The following is an 18,206-nucleotide window of genomic DNA, read 5'->3' as shown; positions in this document are numbered from 1 at the left end:
TGTATGATTCTTATTGATATTATCATATAGAGATGGGACAATATATAGTGTATTTTGATTTATTGATGTACATATATAGATATGGAGATGAAAAAATGAAAACCATTTGTGTATTTGCGGGGTCAAACCCGGGGGTAAATGAAGAGTACAAACGCAAAGCGGCCGAACTGGGTGAATATATGGCGGAGCAGGGAATCGGCCTTGTTTACGGCGGTTCACGGGTCGGTCTGATGGGAACCGTCGCCGACGCGTTAATGGCAGGCGGCGGAAAAGCTGTCGGCGTCATGCCGAGCGGACTGTTCAGCGGAGAGGTTGTTCATCAGAATCTGACGGAGCTGATTGAAGTCAGCGGCATGCATGAGCGGAAAGCGAAAATGAGTGAACTTGCCGATGGGTACATTGCCATGCCCGGCGGCTTCGGAACATATGAAGAGTTATTTGAAGTGCTATGCTGGGCGCAAATCGGCATTCATCAAAAACCGATCGGACTGTACAATGTGAACGGGTATTTTGAGCCGATGATGAAAATGGTCAAGTACAGCATTCAGGAAGGATTTTCGAATGAGTCTCATTTGAAGCTGATACACAGTTCCTCCCGGCCGGATGAGCTGATTGAGCAGATGAATCGGTATACATACCCGATTTTAGATAAGAAATGGCAGGAATTGTAAGAAAGAGGTCTGAAATATGTTTCGGCGGTTGCATCTAACCATTCTGATGGAAAATTCTCCGCCTATAGAATACCTTTTCTTTCTGGAAATCGTTTTCTCTTTCTCATGCGTATCACACCTTTCTTCATGATAAGACATATGTATGAGAATAAGATGAGAAAGAGAATGCTGTTGGGGTTGAAAGCAGAACATCCATTTCCTCAGAGGAGATGGATGTTTTGCGGTTTGCAGACTGTATGCGTTTACAACTTTTGTTGCACGAATGTTTCCTCCGATATGAAATCATCCTGCTGCATCTTTTGTTTTTTTGAACTGATTCCAAATATACCGACTGTCAGTGCACAAAGAAACCAGCAGCCCGTAAAAAACAAGAAAACACTTAAAAATCCGTAGCCTGAATACAGGAAACTGACGACAAAGGGACCGGCTACATTCGCAAGACGTCCTACGCCGTAAGTGAGGCCATTTCCAGATGCCCTGGCTTCAACCGGATATAATTCCGGCGTATAGGCATATGCGATCGAACTGAAAGTACGCTCAAACATATGCATGAGAAATCCGCATATGACAATGACCATCGGCAAAGGATTGATGCCGTAAAAGAATCCAAGCGCCATAATAATTAACGATAAAACAGAAATGGCCCACTTTCGATCCACACGGTCAGAGATTTGCGACGCAATGAGAGCGCCCAGCGGGGCACCGATCGTTCCCAGAGTGACGTATACGATAGACTCATCCATTGATACGCCTTCTTTTACCAAAAGGGTGGGAACCCACGTGCCAAAGCCTTGAATTGCAATCGTGGAAGCTGCCCACATCGTCATTAAAACAAAAGTTCTTCCTGCCAAAGGCTTTTGAAATAACGTCCGATATGGAACGGATTTTACAGCGGTTTGTCTGCTTCGCAGAGCCGGAGCTGGTTCAGGCAGTTCACCCTTTTCTTTTTCTGCTTTTGCCTCCAGTTCAAGCAGAATGCGGTGTGCTTGTTCGCTTTTTCCTTTCGTGTCCAGCCATTTCGGTGATTCTTCCAGTTTTCTGGCGATCAGCGGAAAAAAAATACCGACCGCGCCGAATAGAAAGATAAACCGCCAGCCGTAAGAGGCGGACGGCACGACCAATTTAGCCACCCAGCCGGCTGCAGGAATTCCGCATATGCCGATTGTAATACAGATTGCCTGGTACTTACCCTTAGTTGCGGATGGGAAAAATTCGCTGATATACGTACTTGCCACAATCGTTGTGGCGCCGATACCTAAACTCGTAAGAAATCTAAAAACACCGAGTATTTCTGGGTTCCAAGCCAGAGAAGAGAGGAGGGAGAAGAAAGAGAAAAAAGTGACAACCAGAATTAAACCTTTTTTCCTTCCGAAACGGTCTGAAAACCATCCTCCGGCAGAGGCGCCGATAAACATTCCGAAATAGGAGACAGACGTAATAAAAGCGATGGTATGAGTCGAAATGTTCCATTCCTTTAAAAGTGAAGGCGCCGCATATGAAAACGTATTTAAATCGATAAAATCAAAAAAGTAAGCGAATGAAAGGATAACGAGCACTGCTTGATGGGCCCTTGAAAAAGGCAGTCTGTTTAATCGATTAGACGCATTTACATTGATCATCTCGTATTCCTCCGTTTATCTTTGACTTGTCTGAAGACTGGTATTAACCAATGTGATTCAGCGTATTCAGGTTGTAACTTTGCTTTGTAAACACATAGCCTTCAGAGATTTTTCTTGCTGTGCGTACTACTTTAATCGTTGTTCCATCCGGATCAGCATCTGCCTCGGTTTCTAAAATGCCGCTTGGATGTCCCAATCGAATCGTTCTGCCATAGAATGAAAATTCAGATAATATTGTATCCTGCAATAGCATGCCGGCAGTCGTACAAACCGCCCCTGTAATGGCTAAAGCTTGATGCGGTTTTTGCATGGACATCATACGAATGACAAGATCCATCTCTTCTGCGTGTCTCTTTATCCCTTTTGTATCGATATAATCCGCTGGAGATGAGATTAATGTTAGTTTTGGTACGGCAGGTGATTTTGCAGCAGCCTCATGTCTCGGAGCGAATCTGCATTTCTCGGCTGCAATCGATCGGATCATTTCGAGCTTTTCCAATATATCCGGAGTATATTCATCCGGAAGTTCTAAGCCGGTAAGCCCCGTGTCCTCTGCTTTTACAAAGACAAGCGGATTAGCGTAATCAATAATCGAGACCGAGATATTTCCATACGGTGTATCGAGAACATCAATAGGCTGACCAGTGGGAAACAGCTTACCGGTCACCGCTCCTTCAGCCTGGTGAAATGAAAGATAAATAGGAGAAGCTGTACCTGGAACCCCGGGGATAGAGCAGTCCCCCTGGTAATGAAATGTTCCATTTCTGACTTCAACTTCTGCTACGATCACTTTTTGAGTGTTTGTATTTAACATTCTGACTTTTGTAACCGGCTCTTCAGCTTGAACGAGCCCTTTCTCAATAGCATAAGGGCCTACGGCAGAAGAGATATTTCCGCAATTGCCTTTGAAGTCGGTAAAATGGTCAGTCAAACTGACCTGAGCAAACGTATACTCAACATCTGCATCCTTTCTGGCGGATTTCTTAATAATGGCTGCCTTGCTTGTGAGAGAATGGCCGCCGCCGAGACCGTCAATTTGTCTCTCGTCAGGGCTCCCCATAATGTCTAAAAGAAAATCGCTCCATAGGTTTGTATCGTCTGGCATGTCTTTTTGATGAATAAAAACGCCTTTGCTGGTGCCGCCTCTCATGACGGTTACAGGAACTTTTTCCATGCTGTCTCATCCTTACATCATTTTGTGTGGATAAAAAGGTACCGGTCCCTTTGGAAAATATCGTATGATAAATAAGGATTATAAGTAAAACATATAATTTTTATAAAGTTGAATAAAAAACTTTTATAATAGGAGGAAATTTTATAGCAGAAAAATATTTTGGGGGATTTCATATGGATGAAAAGGATTGGATTGTGCTCATTACATTATTCGAAGAAAAAAATATGACGAAGGCGGCAGAGCGATTATATATGACACAGCCGGCGTTAAGTTATCGGCTCAAAAACCTGGAAGCACAATTCGGAGTGCGCCTTTTTTATAAAAGAAAAAAAGGGATGGAGTTCACATCAGAAGGTGAACATCTGGTTGATTATTCGAAAGAGATGCTGCAGGAATTCAGAAGAGTGAAGGATGATATGCTCAATATGAGCCATGAAGTCAGCGGGGTTCTCAGATTAGGAGTCTCAAGCAATTTTGCTCAGTATAAGCTCCCGGCGATTTTAAAACGGTTTTCTGATCAGTATCCGTCTGTTCAATTCCACGTCAATACGGGATGGAGTGCGAAGGTGATGGATCTGCTTCATCATTCGGGGGTACACCTAGGGATTATGAGGGGAAATTATGATTGGCAAGGGGAAAAACAACTGCTAAATGAAGAGAGACTGTACCTTATTTCAAAAACTGAAATCAACAGTAAGGACCTTCCCAAATTGCCGATGATTTATTATCAAACTGATGCTTCTTTGAAAAGTTTGATTCAAAAATGGTGGAATAACCAATTTACTGAACCGCCTTTCATTGCGATGGAGGTAGACAGGCAGGAAACCTGTAAAGAGATGGTGAAAAACGGTCTCGGTTATTCTGTTGTGCCGGAAATCTGTCTTCAGCCTTCTGATGAATTATACACATTGGCGCTATCCTATAAAAATAACGAGCCTGTGATACGCGATACTTGGCTTATGTATGATTCTTCAGCGTTAGAATTATCTGTCGTCAAAGCATTCATTACTTTTTTGAATGGGAATAAAGCATAAAAAAACCTGCAAGAGACATCAGCTCTTGCAGGTTTTTTTGGCATTACTTCTGGTCTTCTGTATTGCGTGTCAGCACTTTATCGATTAAGCCGTATTCTAAGGCTTCATCAGCTGATTTGAAGTTGTCGCGGTCTGTATCGCGCTCAATGACTTCAAGCGGCTGGCCGGTACGTTCAGCAAGCACTTTGTTTAATTTGTCGCGAAGCAAGAGAATGCGTTTTGCCGCGATTTCAATTTCTGTCGCCTGTCCTTGCGCTCCGCCAAGCGGCTGGTGAATCATAACTTCACTGTTAGGAAGCGCGTAACGTTTGCCTTTTTCTCCGGCTGCAAGTAAAAATGCTCCCATAGAAGCGGCCATACCGATGCAGATCGTGGATACTTTCGGTTTAATGAACTGCATTGTATCATAGATTGCCATACCGGCAGTGATTGATCCGCCAGGGCTGTTAATGTAAATGGAAATATCTTTTTCAGGGTCTTCCGCTTCAAGGAATAAAAGCTGTGACACGATGGAGTTCGCAACGTTGTCATCAATCGCAGATCCAAGCATGATAATACGGTCCTTCAAAAGACGGGAGTAAATGTCATAAGCTCTTTCTCCGCGGTTCGTTTGTTCAATGACTGTAGGTATTAAATTCATAATGCTCCTCCTTCACCTTTTAGGTAAGTATGTATTTACATGATACATTTTTGGTCAATAAAGGTCAAACAAAACGCTGACCAAAATGCCAACCTTTTCTTCTAACACCATTTTTCCCATAAAACAAAAAGTTCAAACAGCAAAGTGGAAATGAGGATGATCAGCGCCGGCGCTTGAGAAAATGATATGGCCGGAGCGCTCAAAATAGACCGCAATCGCGTCGGTACGTACGGCTGAAGAGTCTGACTACGTTGTCCGCCCTTCCAAAAGCCGTACCGGCAAATACGTTTCCAGCGGCAAATCATCAAATTCGCCTTCAATTTCTTTTGCTAAAATCTCGATGGCTGTTTTGGAAATCAATTCAATCGGCTGCTGGATGGTTGCCAAGTCCGGCAGAACCGATTGAACGGTTTCAGTGCCGTCATAACCGATCACTTTTAATTGATTCGGGATGTCTATTCCCCGTTTTTTGGCCTCGGTCATCACTGCAGCCGCCATGATATCATCGCTGGCAAAAATTCCGTCGGTGTCAGGCTGTTCATCGAATAATGTTGAAATAATGTCATGGTAATGCTGATAAAAGGGTACTTCATATGTAATAGGCTTCCGTCCGTGTTCATGCATGACGTCTTCGTATGCTTTTCTTCTGAGGTTTGCCGGTGTCTCGAGTTCAAGCGGGCCGTTGATATGGACGATGTGCCGGCACCCTTTTTCAATCAGCAGTTCTGCCGCCTTTTTTCCGCCGTCATAGTTGTCTGAGCCGACGACGGGAATCGTGTCCGATAAGTAATGATCAATGGCGACAATCGGCAGATTTTGCTTGTGATAATTGAGAATTCCCCGGTTGTAAGTCACGGCGATCACGCCGTCCACTTGGTTTCTTATCAGCATCTCCAAATATTTTTCTTCCTTATCCTTTCGATGTAAACTGTTGCAAAGCAGCAGTTTGTAGCCCATGGACGTACAAATGCTTTCAATATGAAAGGCGAGTTCGCCGAAAAACGGATTGCTGGAGTTTGGGATGATAAGTCCTATTAAATTGGTTCGTTTTCGGAATAAAGAGCGGGCCAGATCGTTTGGAAAGTAATTGATTTCTTCCATCGCCTTGTACACTTTTTCTTTTGTTTTTTCGCTGATATAGCCGCGGTTATTTAATACCCGCGAAACGGTTGTAGATGAAACTCCCGCTATTTTCGCAACATCATGAATGTTAGGCTTCATTCCCGTGCCCTCCTGCTTACTGAAATGGCTTACAATTTCCGTCACGCACTTATTTTAGAGAATCAGGCTGACATGTGCAAGGACATTCCATGTTTCTGTTTTCATATAAAAAGGGTGCGTTTTTGTTTGATTGAAATAATCAGAAAATTACATGTCAACCGATTGACATATGAAACCGGTTGACATACAATTCTTTTTGAAAGCGCTTTATTTGCGAAGTGAAGGGAAGTGACGGGTATGGAGAGAAGGCTGGCGGCAATAAAGTGAAAGAATCAAGCAGCGATGGAAAGTAAGCGCTTACTCAGAGGTCGCATGTATGTGATGAAAATGAAGAAGGAAGTATGCGGCTCTAAAACGGCTATTAAAAGGTCCTCTTAAAGGAGCGGTGCAAATGAAAAGCTCAAAAAGTCTGTATTGGAAACTGAGTGCTTATTTCTTTTTTTTCTTTTTTACTTGGTCTTCCAGCTATTCTTTATTTGCGATTTGGTTAGGGCAGGAAATCAATTTAAACGGATCAGCGACAGGCATTATCTTTTCTGTAAACGCCGTATTTGCCCTGTGCATGCAGCCTCTTTACGGTTTTATCTCTGACAAATTGGGGCTGAAGAAAAAGATATTGTTTATGATCAGCTGTCTTCTCATATTCACGGGTCCGTTTTATATCTTCGTCTATGGGCCGCTTTTACAATACAACGTCTTTCTTGGTGCCGTTGTCGGAGGCTTATATTTGGGAGCCGCTTTTTTGGCAGGGATAGGCGCGATTGAAACGTACATTGAAAAGGTCAGCCGTAAGTATGATTTTGAGTATGGAAAATCAAGAATGTGGGGCTCGCTGGGCTGGGCGGCGGCTGCATTTTTTGCAGGGCAGCTTTTCAATATCAATCCCAATATCAACTTCTGGATCGCGTCTGTTTCAGCCGTCATATTAACGGCCATTATCATGTCCGTGAAAATTGAAATGACCGATCATGAGAAAAACAGAGCGGATTCGGTCCGGTTAAAAGATGTGGGGCGGCTCTTTTTACTAAGAGATTTCTGGTTTTTTATGATGTACATTATCGGGGTGACTTGCATTTACGGCGTATATGATCAGCAGTTCCCGATCTACTATGCGTCTTTGTTTCCTTCAGTGTCGATGGGTAACCAAGTATTCGGCTATCTTAATTCATTCCAGGTGTTTTTGGAGGCCGGCATGATGTTTCTTGCGCCTTTTATCGTCAATAAGTTCGGGGCGAAAAACAGTTTGATTTTAGCGGGGTTTTTAATGGCTTTCCGCATCGTCGGGTCCGGAATTGCAGTTGAGCCTGTAGGCATTTCATCAATGAAACTCATCCACGCACTGGAATTGCCGATTATGCTGATCGCCGTTTTTAAATATTTGGCTGCCAATTTTGATACGCGTCTGTCGTCCGTCCTTTATCTCGTCGGTTTTCAATTCGCATCTCAGGCAGGCGCGTCGATTCTGTCGCCGCTTGCGGGAGGATTATATGACAGTGCGGGGTTCCGTCAAACCTATCTCATCATGGGAATCGTCGTCTTCGGTTTTACCGTCATCTCCATATTTACTTTATTGGGCCCGAAACAAAACAGCAGGCGTGTCCAGCGTCTGCAAAAAATCGGATAGAGAGGATGTTACAAATGGATAGAATTCAGCAGGCGGAAGAAGCTTTGAAGGAAGCCGAGGATAAAGTGAAACAAAGATATCGATTGGGGTACCATATTATGCCCCGGGCGAATTGGATCAATGATCCGAACGGGCTTATTCAGTTTAAAGGAGAATACCACGTCTTTTTTCAGCATCATCCGTATGATGAGCATTGGGGGCCGATGCATTGGGGACATGTAAAAAGTAAAGATCTCATTCATTGGGAGCACCTGCCGGTTGCCTTAGCTCCGGGCGATGCATTCGACCAAAGCGGCTGTTTTTCGGGAAGCGCGGTCGATGATCATGGCAGATTAGCCCTCATCTATACAGGACATAATATAATTGATCAAGAGAAAGACCTATTCTATCAAACTCAAAATATCGCTGTCAGCCAAGATGGAATCGTGTTTGAAAAGCTTCAGGAAAACCCTGTTATTGCGGAACCGCCGGAAGACAGCGCCCGTCATTTCCGCGATCCGAAAGTATGGAAGCATCGCGATGTTTGGTATATGGTCATCGGCAACTCTTCAAAAGAAAACGTCGGACGGGTCGTTTTATACCGTTCACCTGATTTGCGTGATTGGGAATACGGCGGGGTTCTCGCCCAAAGTGACGGTAATCTCGGCTATATGTGGGAATGTCCTGATTTCTTTGAATTAGGCGGCAAGCATGTCCTGTTGATTTCGCCCCAGGGGATCGAGGCGGACGGTGATTCATATCAAAATTTACATCAAACCGGTTATTTAATCGGTGACTATCATGATGAAACAAACAAATTTACACACGGCGCTTTTAAAGAACTGGATCACGGCCATGACTTTTACGCCGTGCAAACATTATTAGATGATAAAGGACGCAGAATTGCTATCGGCTGGATGGATATGTGGGAATCTGAGATGCCGACAAAAGCGGACGGATGGTGCGGTGCACTGACTTTGCCGCGAGAACTGACTTTGCGTGATGATCATAAACTTTTGATGAATCCCGTGGAAGAAACCAAGCAGCTGCGGAAAATGGAATACCGGGAATGTGCCGGACGATCGCTTTCAGGGAGTTACTTGGCAAAGACATCCGAAGACCTGCTTGAAGCCCGAGTCGTGTTTGATGTAAACGATTCTGATGCCGAAACGGCAGGTTTTAAGATTCGCGGCCTTGACGAAGAAGAACTTGTGCTGACATACAATCTAACGGATAAAAAGCTGACACTTGATTGCACCAAGATGGGGAAAGCGAAAGACGGTGTAAGAAGGGTGCAGACGGATGCAAACGGCAAGCTGGCGCTGCGTATCTTTATTGACAGATCCTCGATTGAAGTATTCGCCAATCATGGAGAAACAACGATGACAAGCCGTATCTATCCGAATGAAGGCAGATTGGGGATTGAGCTGTTTTCTGAGAAAGGCGCCGTAAAAGTTGAGGAATTCACCTATTGGACGTTAAAAGATATTTGGAAAAAAAGCTGAAACGGGTGATTACCGCTTTTTCTGCAGTGATTGAAAATGAACCGAGCCGGGAGGCAGTACGCCTGAAATGGGCTTTTTGTGAAAATCAATGCCGTTAAACGATGCAGGATTATGCTGCATGAGGGCGCTGCATAATCCTGTTGTGCATTATCAAAAAAGAGTTGCTTTCTGCGCGTTTCTTTATTATAATATAAAGGTATCTGATTGAAAAAATGTGCGCTCGTAGCTCAGTTGGATAGAGCGGTGGTTTCCGGTACCACGTCTGTCGGGGGTTCGAATCCCTCCGAGCGCGTCTCAGTTAAGACGATAGAAAAAACCTCGCAGATGATAAATCTGCGGGGTTTTTTTATTTTATCTTGTTTTGAAACTGTTAACGAATGTGTCTCTGTTATGTTCGGTTCCGGCAATCAGCCGCGCACTTTCACTGATCCGCTGTGCGAGAGCTTTTTGCGCCTTACCTTCAAAGCTGTTCAATAGTGCTGAATACACTTCATATAATTCATCTTTCAACGTATCCATTTCGAATGTCGGTTTCAGCGTTCGGCGCACTGTCTCCAGTTTTGTCCCCGCTGCCTGTGTCATGGCGGTTTTCAGCATCTGCCGCTGCAGCCTTTTCTTCATCGGGTCGTCCTTGTGTTCTAAAAGTTCGTCTAATGTCGGCATTATGTATCCACCTCTATCATCTTAACCAGTTTGCGAGCATCTGGTCTTTTTCCTGAAATTCGTCTGCTATTTTATGTAAGAATCCGCCGATTTCTTCAAGGTCCGTAATCGCCGCCTGCAAGGAATCAATAAACGCCTGCTCAGCCTGAGTGTCATAAAAAATCGGGCCTTTATCGTAGGATTGCGCAATATCTTCAATGGTATTGGTCACGTCCTGTGCTTGAAGCTGATCAAACAAGCCGTGTCCGACTTGGCCGTAAAATTCTGTTTTCAGCTCGGCGACTTTTTCATCGTGCTCCTGATAGGCGTTTTGCGCTTCTTTTTTCATCGTCCGCAAATCCTCAGTCATAGCCTGCACCTTTTCAGCCAGCTTCTTTGCGTTTTTCGGCGTTACTTTTATTGTATCTGCGCTTCCGATCGCACCGGCCGGCAGAAGAGCGCCGAGGTTTTTATCGAAGACTAACTCATCTCCGTTCGGATTTGCAATAGTGCCGTTTCTGTCGAACACGAAATTTGCTTCGTTTAAGCCGTGTGTATCCGGATTTCTCAGAATGACGGTAGTAAAGAAATAAGCGAGATTTTTGCCGATCTGCTCGTTCAAGTTCCCATCAAGCCGCTGCTTCCGGCTGAACTGTGAGAGCGAGGGGTTTTTCGTATAAATCGTTGTCCCGTTGTGGCGGTCATATTCGTTCCAATAACCCGCCCCGACCATGTCGTCCGGATTGATAATTGACCGGATGTATGGATCGTATATGCCGCTGTTGATGTCTTTCTGTGTTTCTTCATCGTGCAGTTTTACGACGGAAGGGCTGTTAAACGCGACGGCGTACACATCATTATTCACCGCGCTGTATTCGGCCTCAGCGCCGCCGAGTGAATGGCCGGTTGTTGAAATAATCGTTGACGTTCCGGCATACTTTTTCTTTACGCTGCGTACCAGCTGATCGGCTTGATCGATTTGCGATGTTTTCGTTATCAGCTTATACTTTCCGGTTGTGAGCATGGCGTCTTGAGAGGGCGTTCCATTATATTTTCCGAGTGTTTTCGAGGTATCCTCCGCGCCTTTTTTTACAATATAATACACTTCTTTTTGCGGATCATTTCCGAAAACAATATTCCCGCCGTCCGCTTTTACGCCGTCATTGATCGGGTCTTTTCCGATATCGGTTCCCGCAAAAGCGACGACCACGTTTTCGGGGTTTTTTGATTTTATCCATTTTCCGTTTTTGGACTTGATGCCTTTTGAGAATACAAAGGCATCAAGACCCGTATCAGAATCCTGCTTCACTTTCTCAACGTACCAATATGACGTCTTACTTATTTTATAAGGAGTTTTATATTTCATATGCAGGGCTAACATTTTATAATTGTAAGCTGCTTGACTCAAACGGTAATATTCTTTATCTGTGACATCAGAGACGGTTATTTCTTTTCCTTTTGGCATATATACATCACCTTTCTTATATTGTAAAATAGTTCCGAAAGGATGATACGCATGAGAAAATACATTATTATCCTAATTGTTATAATTATAGCAGTGGGAGGTTTTTTCGTGAAGCATCAATATGATAAACATAAAAACGAAGAAAAACTTGTGATTGAGGCGCAAGATCATATGAGGAATTACTTAAAAAAAGACTATAAAAATGTACAGGAAGTTCACTTTTCAAAAGACTACAATATCGATCCGACAGGCGGAGTTGAAGTTTCAGGCTACATAAATAATAATAAAGAAAAAGAATTTTCCGGTATATATGATCCGACGAACAAGGAGATAGGTATTTCAGTGGTCAATGCCGAAGAAAGGTAAAATACCCACCTCAGGGATGAGTGGGTATTTATTTTGTTTAATTATCTTACAAAATTCGTGATATGTTTCTCATACAGTTCAAACCTATTCCTGAGACCAATCGCCTCTACCGTCTCATTTGTCGAGGTATCCCCGATATTAACGGTACAAATATCATGACAACTCAACGATAGGAAAAACGTCAGATCAGCATTTCACTCGCTTTAAGTTCCAATCTTAACTTGTCAGCAACAATCGCGATGAATTCTGAATTGGTTAGCTTTGCTTTTGACATGCTGAAAGTATATTCATATCAAGTTTTCAGTAGTTGTGTTCACTTAATCCATGAGGGGAAGTCAAAGAAGCACTGCAATATTAAGCTATCAAACATTTATGATGAACCAAATCCTATTGTAGGTTCCGACCGTTCGATGTATCCTCCGCATCTTCTTTTACAAAATAATATACTTCTTTTCTCGGATCATTTCCGAAAACAATATTCTCGCCGTCATTGATCGGGTCTTTTCCGATATCGGTTCCCGCAAAGGCGACGACCACGTTTTCGGGGTTTTTGATTTTATCCAGTTACCGTTACTCTTCACTGCTTGTACTAATACAACCGCATCAAGTCCGGTATCGTTGTCCGATTTTATTTGATCGACGTACCAGTAAGTAGGTTTTGAAATGGAAGAATTAATGCGTAAATAATCGTTCTTCTCTAATTTCCTTTTAAGATAGTCATAGTTATAAGCTCGTTGACTCATCCTGTAATATGTTTCATCTGTCAGGTTTGAAGTCCTGATTTTCTTGCTCAAGATATAGCACCTTTCTTGTCATGTAAAATAGGGTAAGGAAAGGATGATTTTTTTTGAAAAAATACCTTATTATTGTACTAGTGTTAATTATAACTGTTGGAGGGCTGATTATGAAGCATCAATATGATGTCAAAAAGGAAGAAAATGCTCTTTTCGAAAAAGCCAAAAGTAAAATGACCGAATACTTGCGTAGCGAGTACAAGGGTATAGATAAAATTTCTTATGATGATTATTTTATTGATCCAACCGGCGGAATTACAGTTGAGGGGTATCTAAACGGCGATAAAACTAAGGAATTTGACGGTTTATATGATCCTGCAGGAGACAAAATAAGGAGCTCCTCTGTGGATGCGGAAGAAAAATCTTAAGACGCCTAAATGCACTGGATGTTACTGACCATTTTTTCCAGTCCGCGAGCTTCATCATAACTCATGGGACGGATGTTTCTGTGAAAAAATATATTATTATGTTCATTATCTTAATAGCAGCCGGAGGTTTTATAATGAAGAGTATGCATGATAAAAATGTTCAGGCTGAAGAGATAAAGATTGCTCAAGAACGAATGGAGAAATTTATCAAAGCGAATTATGAAGGCATACATAACGTTACATTTAAAGATAAATACGAAATAGATCCAATGGGCGGGATAGAGGTATTTGGCTATTACAACGGTGATACATCGAATAAATTCGATGGTATTTACGATAAGGCAAATGACAAGATCATGGGGCACTCAACAGGCGCTGTAAGAAAGAAAGAATGCAGAGATAAAGATTGCGATTACTAAGAAGACGCTCGTCTGGCGTTTTTTGATATATGAGCATACAGCAAATGAAAAAGACAAGGGTTTCGGCATGTGCCGCCCTTGTCTTTTTTTATTGAACACTGAAAAACATAACCGGAAACAGCTCATTATTTGACAGTCCATTTTAACAGCGTTACAATTAAACATGTAAATAGTTACATGTTTAAATAAACATAATACCTCGGGAGGTGATACGTCTTGAATGAACCTTCTTTAAAAAAGTCATTTATGAGTCAGTGAACCGCATCATTAATCCCGAGCACGTGTATTTCCGCACTGTGCCTGTGTTTGAAACAAGCAGCGAGGCATGTCAGCATCTGCAGGATCGGCTGTTTATCGGGGCTGCGGTCCGATTGCCGGATGACATTCGGTTAGATGTTTATGAAGTTCAATAATAATATGGAGAGTGAGTCAACATGGAAAACTTTATCGGAAGCCATATGATTTACACGTATGAAAACGGCTGGGAGTATGAAATCTATATTAAAAATGATCATACGATCGACTATCGGATTCATAGCGGAATGGTAGGCGGCCGCTGGGTGCGCGACCAGGAAGTGAATATCGTCAAGCTGACAGAAGGCGTATACAAAGTGTCATGGACTGAACCGACAGGCACAGATGTTTCCTTAAACTTTATGCCGAATGAAAAACGGATGCACGGAATTATTTTCTTCCCGAAATGGGTGCATGAGCATCCGGAAATCACGGTGTGCTACCAAAATGATTACATTGACGTGATGAAAGAGTCACGTGAGAAATATGAAACGTACCCGAAATATGTCGTTCCCGAGTTTGCGGATATTACGTATCTCAACAATGCGGGAATCAATAACGAAACATTGATTTCAGAAGCGCCGTACGAAGGAATGACCGATGATATCCGTGCGGGAAAATTAAAATAAGAGAAAAAACCCGGCAGCTTGGCCGGGTTTTTTGTATTCTTTTACGACAGGGTTTTGGTCATGATAAAGTCGACTTGTTTATCATCCCCCATATAAAAAGAGTGTTCTCCTGTTTGGACAAACCCCATTTTTTGATAAAAGGCGATTGCATTTTCGTTTTTTTCCCATACGCCCAGCCAGATTTTCTTTTTATTGTGTGCTGTTGCGATTTTCACAGCTTCATTCAGCAGATATTTGCCGAGTCCGTGTTTCTGATGGTTTTTTCTTATATAAATTCGCTCAATCTCAAGAGAATCTTCACCCATTTTTTCTGATTGTGCTTCGTTCATGTTGACTTTTACATACCCCGCAAGGTCATCATGATAATAAACAAAATAGAATTGAGAAGACAGATTGGATAATTCCTTTTTCAGCTGTTCAGAGCGGAATGCATTTTCCAAATAAGCTTTCATATTTTCTGGTGAATTTTGATCCTTAAATGTATCATTGAATGTTTCAATGCTTATCTCCCGGAGCTCTGTTATATCGTTAAGGCTGCACTTTTTTAATTGAATACTCATGGTCATACAGCTCCTTTCTTCATTTATCATATCAGCTGATTTTTGTTGTATTTGCAATGAAAATACCGTATAGTAATCATATCGTAGTTTTGTTGTATTTACAACATAAAATAAGAAAATGAGGGCGTTAAAGTGAAATATGTTTTTTATGTTTTAGGAATCATGATCTTGACCTTTGGTGTTTCTGTCACGATTCAATCAGATCTTGGAACGTCGCCTTTTGATGCGCTTATTGTGGGATTATCCGTCCATGCAGGGCTTACCGTGGGAAGCTGGGAAATCATCATCGCTTTCCTGTTAATTTGCTGTAATTCAATGTTAAAAAGGCAAAGGCCGGAATTTTCAGGGATGATTACGGCGTTTATAACGGGAATCGGGATTGATATGTGGCTTTTTTTTCTGCATCGAGTCATAACGCCTGAACTATGGTACGGAAAGGCGGGCTGTTTTGCAATCGGTTTAGTTGTGATAGGGATAGGAACCGCAACCTATCTGCACACAAATTTCGCACCGATCCCGGTTGATCGGTTAACGTTAATTGTCCGCGAATTAACCGGGAGAAGCATCTTTTTTTCAAGAACGGTCATTTACTTCATATTTTTCATACTGGCCGTGATGCTAAAAGGTCCGGTAGGCATCGGAACGTTATTAACCGTTTGTTTAGGAGGGGTCATTCTCCATTTCTTTATGCCGATTACCGGAAGATGGATAGACGGCATATTAACAGCATCTCCAAAGCAGGAAGAAACGAAAACCCGGTAACGGGGGTTTTTACCCGATTCTATCATTTTTCATTTCATCCGCATGTTCAAGGTATAATAAAAAAGGGGGAGGGATTTTTATGAGCGGTCAAAGAAAGCTCGTTTTTTACGGAGCTGTCAGCGCAGATGGCTACCTTGCGCGGGAAAATCACTCTTTAGATTGGTTAATCGGAACTGAAGGTGAAGACGGCACCGATTATGAAGCTTTCTATGAATCTGTCGATACGATCATCATGGGCAGAAAAACATACGAGGACATATTGGTTTTATTGCCTGAGGAATTTCCGTACAAAGGTAAAGAATGCTATGTGTTTTCGCGGAAATTGACCGGGGGCACTGAACATGTGCGGTTTATTCATGAAGAGCCTGCCGATTTTATAAAAGCATTGAAACGCCGAGAAGGCAAGCGGATTTGGATTGTCGGCGGGAGTGATCTGCTGCACCCGGTTTTGGAGGAAAAACTTGTCGATGAGTTTATCATTCAGATCGCCCCCGTTCTGCTCGGCCGCGGAATTTCTTTGTTCAAACCCGGAGACCGGGAGACAGGGCTGAAGCTGACTGATGTCAGGCGCTATAAGCAATTTGCGGAGTTGCATTATGAAGTGAGATAAAATGAAGTGTATGAAAGAAACCCAGTAAAGGTTACCGTGTTTCTTTTTCATGTTTGTTTTTATGTTTTGAAATGGTGTGGGCCGGCCCGCATGAAAATCCTGCAACCATGATAACAACCCCTATCCACCTCACGGCATAGAAATCAGTGTCGCGCAGGAAGATAAATGAAACTAAGGTCATAAGCGCCCCGATTATAACGGCAGCTGTGCCGATAATACTTGATTTCTCCATATAAAAACTCCTTTATGAATGTTTGGTTAACTTATTGGGTTAGAATATAACATATCAGGGTAATGCGGAAATGGATTTTCTGCGATGTCTGAAGTAAGATGAAAACGAAACGCCAAGGGAGCCGGCTCCCCTGGCGTTTTTTATGCTTGAAACAAGATGCGGCGTTTTGCTGAATCGGGATCACTTTCGACAGCGGTATCCGTGTTGAAAAGCAAAGTTTCGCGTGAATCGGTATCATATTCAGGCCAATTGAAGTGAGAGGTGTTCGGGTTTCCGGTTTTTGCAAAAGCGAGCCATGCGGATTGGATTTGTTTGGAAAGCTGTTCTGCGTCATCACCGAGCGGTTCTTGCAGCGTCTTTCTCAAAGAATCAAAGTTTCCGAACACAAACGGCAATTCCAGAGCGTGAACGGCTTTATGAAACGGCGGTGTTTCGCCATGCCAATCAAAGCGGTACATCCAGACCGGTGCGTGCTGCGACTGTCCTTGTGCGAAAGCGACAGCCGGCCGCCAGAAAATCAGATCCGTCATCATATCGATTTGTCCCTTTAATGAATGCGGATATAAATCTGCTGCTTGCTCGGTGCAGTTCTCTCCGAGGTAATAATGCAAATAATCTTGCTGCTTTTTCTCGGAATGAATGTCTGTATCAGGGGTGAAAAACAAATATGCTTCATCACGATTGGTTCCGATGATCATAGGTATGCCTTCTGCGGCCCCGTCTGCTATGGCTTTCACCGGTTCCGCAGGCAATGTGGCCGGATCGATGGCGGGCTGAAACAAAAGCTGAAAAATGTTTTGATCTAGTGAGCGCCGCACTTTATCCGCAGTCTTAAGCAGGTCATTAACGGAAAGCTCCTGCAATTGATCAGTGCCGGCTTCATGAATAAATGCCGCCGCAATGTCTTTTGCCATGTCCGCCGGGATCGTATGAGAGGCGCCGCTTTCTAAAATGGCTTTATGAAACAGGCCTTTTGCGTCAGGCATTGCCATAAGGGCGGCGATGCTCATGCCGCCTGCCGATTCACCAAATATCGTGACGTTATCCGGGTCTCCTCCGAATTCGGAGATATTGTCCTTCACCCAGCGCAGCGCGGCAATCTGATCGAGCAGCCCGATATTGGCGGAATACGTGTCATGAATAGAAGATAAATGTAAAAAGCCGAATGGTCCGAGCCTGTAATTGAGTGTCACTACAATGACATCTCCGTCAGCGGCAAGGGCAGATCCGTCGTAAAGCGGTTCGCTTCCGGCACCTAAATAAAATGCTCCGCCGTGTATCCATACCATGACAGGCTTTTTTTCGCCCTCTGAATCGGGGGCGAAAACATTGAGGTAAAGGCAATCTTCAGATTGAGGCGGTACATCTCCGGAAAACGATATAGACAGCATATCATCCGGCTGCGGACAAACCGGTCCGAACGAATCGGCATGTTTTACGCCGTCCCAAGGTGCGGGCGGCTCCGGCGCTTTAAATCTGAGCTCTCCGACGGGCGGCTTCGCGTACGGTATGCCCTTCCATGTGCGGGCACCGCGGCCGGCAGTTCCTTTCAGTGCGCCGGAGCGGGTTTGAACGGTAAGTTTTGTCATGATTTCATC

Annotated in this window: 19 protein-coding genes, 1 tRNA gene and 3 pseudogenes; 12 read left to right on the top strand and 11 right to left on the bottom strand. The window is 43.4% G+C overall.

The annotated features are described in order from the left end of the window. Positions 1-95: 95 nt before the first annotated feature. Positions 96-671 (top strand): TIGR00730 family Rossman fold protein, encoded by a 576-nt coding sequence (locus JNUCC21_RS18215; protein WP_020956392.1) that lies wholly within the window; start codon positions 96-98, stop codon positions 669-671. 242 nt (positions 672-913) lie between these two features. On the opposite strand, the gene JNUCC21_RS18210 is transcribed toward JNUCC21_RS18215, so the two are convergent. Both JNUCC21_RS18210 and JNUCC21_RS18205 read right to left on the bottom strand, forming a co-directional pair. Next, positions 914-2,290, bottom strand: coding sequence for an MFS transporter (locus JNUCC21_RS18210; protein WP_015240656.1), 1,377 nt, complete (start codon positions 2,288-2,290; stop codon positions 914-916). Positions 2,291-2,333: 43 nt separating this feature from the next. Beyond that, positions 2,334-3,464, bottom strand: coding sequence for a 2-methylaconitate cis-trans isomerase PrpF family protein (locus tag JNUCC21_RS18205; RefSeq protein WP_015418286.1), 1,131 nt, complete (start codon positions 3,462-3,464; stop codon positions 2,334-2,336). A gap of 173 nt (positions 3,465-3,637) precedes the next feature. Here JNUCC21_RS18205 and JNUCC21_RS18200 point away from each other — a divergent pair, with 173 nt between their 5' ends. Then, positions 3,638-4,498, top strand: coding sequence for a LysR family transcriptional regulator (locus JNUCC21_RS18200; RefSeq protein WP_025285332.1), 861 nt, complete (start codon positions 3,638-3,640; stop codon positions 4,496-4,498). 43 nt (positions 4,499-4,541) lie between these two features. Here JNUCC21_RS18200 and clpP read toward each other — a convergent pair whose 3' ends face one another. Beyond that, positions 4,542-5,138, bottom strand: a complete 597-nt coding sequence (gene clpP / locus JNUCC21_RS18195; RefSeq protein WP_003151513.1) for an ATP-dependent Clp endopeptidase proteolytic subunit ClpP — start codon at positions 5,136-5,138, stop codon at positions 4,542-4,544. Positions 5,139-5,384: 246 nt separating this feature from the next. Beyond that, the gene (locus JNUCC21_RS18190; protein ID WP_029325818.1) at positions 5,385-6,359 is read right to left on the bottom strand and encodes a LacI family DNA-binding transcriptional regulator; all 975 of its coding nucleotides are present in this window, start codon (positions 6,357-6,359) and stop codon (positions 5,385-5,387) included. A gap of 391 nt (positions 6,360-6,750) precedes the next feature. Here JNUCC21_RS18190 and JNUCC21_RS18185 point away from each other — a divergent pair, with 391 nt between their 5' ends. From JNUCC21_RS18185 to JNUCC21_RS18175, 3 genes are all read left to right on the top strand, one after another. Then, a complete protein-coding gene (locus tag JNUCC21_RS18185; RefSeq protein WP_025285330.1) occupies positions 6,751-7,983 on the top strand; it encodes an MFS transporter in 1,233 nt (410 codons plus the stop codon). A gap of 14 nt (positions 7,984-7,997) precedes the next feature. Continuing rightward, the gene (locus JNUCC21_RS18180; protein ID WP_216061902.1) at positions 7,998-9,467 is read left to right on the top strand and encodes a glycoside hydrolase family 32 protein; all 1,470 of its coding nucleotides are present in this window, start codon (positions 7,998-8,000) and stop codon (positions 9,465-9,467) included. A gap of 216 nt (positions 9,468-9,683) precedes the next feature. After that, a tRNA-Arg gene (locus JNUCC21_RS18175) sits at positions 9,684-9,759 on the top strand. 59 nt (positions 9,760-9,818) lie between these two features. On the opposite strand, the gene JNUCC21_RS18170 is transcribed toward JNUCC21_RS18175, so the two are convergent. After that, entirely contained in the window at positions 9,819-10,130 is a 312-nt protein-coding gene (locus JNUCC21_RS18170; protein ID WP_216061901.1) for a hypothetical protein, read from the bottom strand. Between the two features lie 16 nt (positions 10,131-10,146). Beyond that, a complete protein-coding gene (locus JNUCC21_RS18165) occupies positions 10,147-11,574 on the bottom strand; it encodes a lipase (protein WP_216061900.1) in 1,428 nt (475 codons plus the stop codon). Between the two features lie 51 nt (positions 11,575-11,625). On the opposite strand from JNUCC21_RS18165, the gene JNUCC21_RS18160 reads away from it, so the two are divergent. Further along, positions 11,626-11,940 (top strand): DUF1433 domain-containing protein, encoded by a 315-nt coding sequence (locus JNUCC21_RS18160; protein WP_014305887.1) that lies wholly within the window; start codon positions 11,626-11,628, stop codon positions 11,938-11,940. Between the two features lie 181 nt (positions 11,941-12,121). On the opposite strand, the pseudogene JNUCC21_RS18155 reads toward JNUCC21_RS18160, so the two are convergent. Together JNUCC21_RS18155 and JNUCC21_RS18150 are read right to left on the bottom strand one after the other, a co-directional pair. Further along, positions 12,122-12,232, bottom strand: a pseudogene (locus tag JNUCC21_RS18155) (sporulation transcription factor Spo0A); the annotation flags it as partial. Positions 12,233-12,329: 97 nt separating this feature from the next. Further along, positions 12,330-12,734 (bottom strand): annotated as a pseudogene (locus tag JNUCC21_RS18150) (lipase); the annotation flags it as partial. A gap of 53 nt (positions 12,735-12,787) precedes the next feature. On the opposite strand from JNUCC21_RS18150, the gene JNUCC21_RS18145 reads away from it, so the two are divergent. From JNUCC21_RS18145 to JNUCC21_RS18130, 4 genes and pseudogenes are all read left to right on the top strand, one after another. Further along, complete coding sequence (locus JNUCC21_RS18145) at positions 12,788-13,102, top strand: DUF1433 domain-containing protein (protein WP_015240645.1); 315 nt, start codon at positions 12,788-12,790, stop codon at positions 13,100-13,102. A gap of 134 nt (positions 13,103-13,236) precedes the next feature. Then, positions 13,237-13,521, top strand: a complete 285-nt coding sequence (locus JNUCC21_RS18140) for a DUF1433 domain-containing protein (protein WP_038456352.1) — start codon at positions 13,237-13,239, stop codon at positions 13,519-13,521. A gap of 263 nt (positions 13,522-13,784) precedes the next feature. After that, positions 13,785-13,934, top strand: a pseudogene (locus JNUCC21_RS18135) (DUF3237 family protein); the annotation flags it as partial. A gap of 21 nt (positions 13,935-13,955) precedes the next feature. After that, entirely contained in the window at positions 13,956-14,444 is a 489-nt protein-coding gene (locus tag JNUCC21_RS18130) for a phenolic acid decarboxylase (protein WP_014305882.1), read from the top strand. A gap of 41 nt (positions 14,445-14,485) precedes the next feature. Here the strand turns inward: JNUCC21_RS18130 and JNUCC21_RS18125 are convergent, their stop codons facing one another. Next, positions 14,486-15,004, bottom strand: coding sequence for a GNAT family N-acetyltransferase (locus tag JNUCC21_RS18125; protein WP_007407399.1), 519 nt, complete (start codon positions 15,002-15,004; stop codon positions 14,486-14,488). A 132-nt stretch (positions 15,005-15,136) separates the two neighbouring features. Between JNUCC21_RS18125 and JNUCC21_RS18120 the strand changes: the two genes are divergently transcribed. Both JNUCC21_RS18120 and JNUCC21_RS18115 read left to right on the top strand, forming a co-directional pair. Then, positions 15,137-15,766, top strand: a complete 630-nt coding sequence (locus tag JNUCC21_RS18120; RefSeq protein ID WP_369878390.1) for a YitT family protein — start codon at positions 15,137-15,139, stop codon at positions 15,764-15,766. A 79-nt stretch (positions 15,767-15,845) separates the two neighbouring features. Then, entirely contained in the window at positions 15,846-16,376 is a 531-nt protein-coding gene (locus tag JNUCC21_RS18115) for a dihydrofolate reductase family protein (protein ID WP_369878389.1), read from the top strand. 31 nt (positions 16,377-16,407) lie between these two features. Here JNUCC21_RS18115 and JNUCC21_RS18110 read toward each other — a convergent pair whose 3' ends face one another. Then, positions 16,408-16,608 (bottom strand): hypothetical protein, encoded by a 201-nt coding sequence (locus JNUCC21_RS18110; protein ID WP_014418938.1) that lies wholly within the window; start codon positions 16,606-16,608, stop codon positions 16,408-16,410. 140 nt (positions 16,609-16,748) lie between these two features. Then, positions 16,749-18,197 carry a carboxylesterase/lipase family protein gene (locus tag JNUCC21_RS18105; protein ID WP_216061897.1) on the bottom strand — a complete coding sequence of 483 codons (1,449 nt, stop codon included), beginning with the start codon at positions 18,195-18,197 and terminating at the stop codon, positions 16,749-16,751. Positions 18,198-18,206 lie beyond the last annotated feature (9 nt).

The organism is Bacillus sp. JNUCC-21 (assembly GCF_041222765.1).
GTDB classification, from domain to species: domain Bacteria; phylum Bacillota; class Bacilli; order Bacillales; family Bacillaceae; genus Bacillus; species Bacillus velezensis.
The sequence above is the reverse complement of the archived record's forward strand: the minus strand, read 5'-3'. Positions and strand labels throughout refer to the sequence as shown.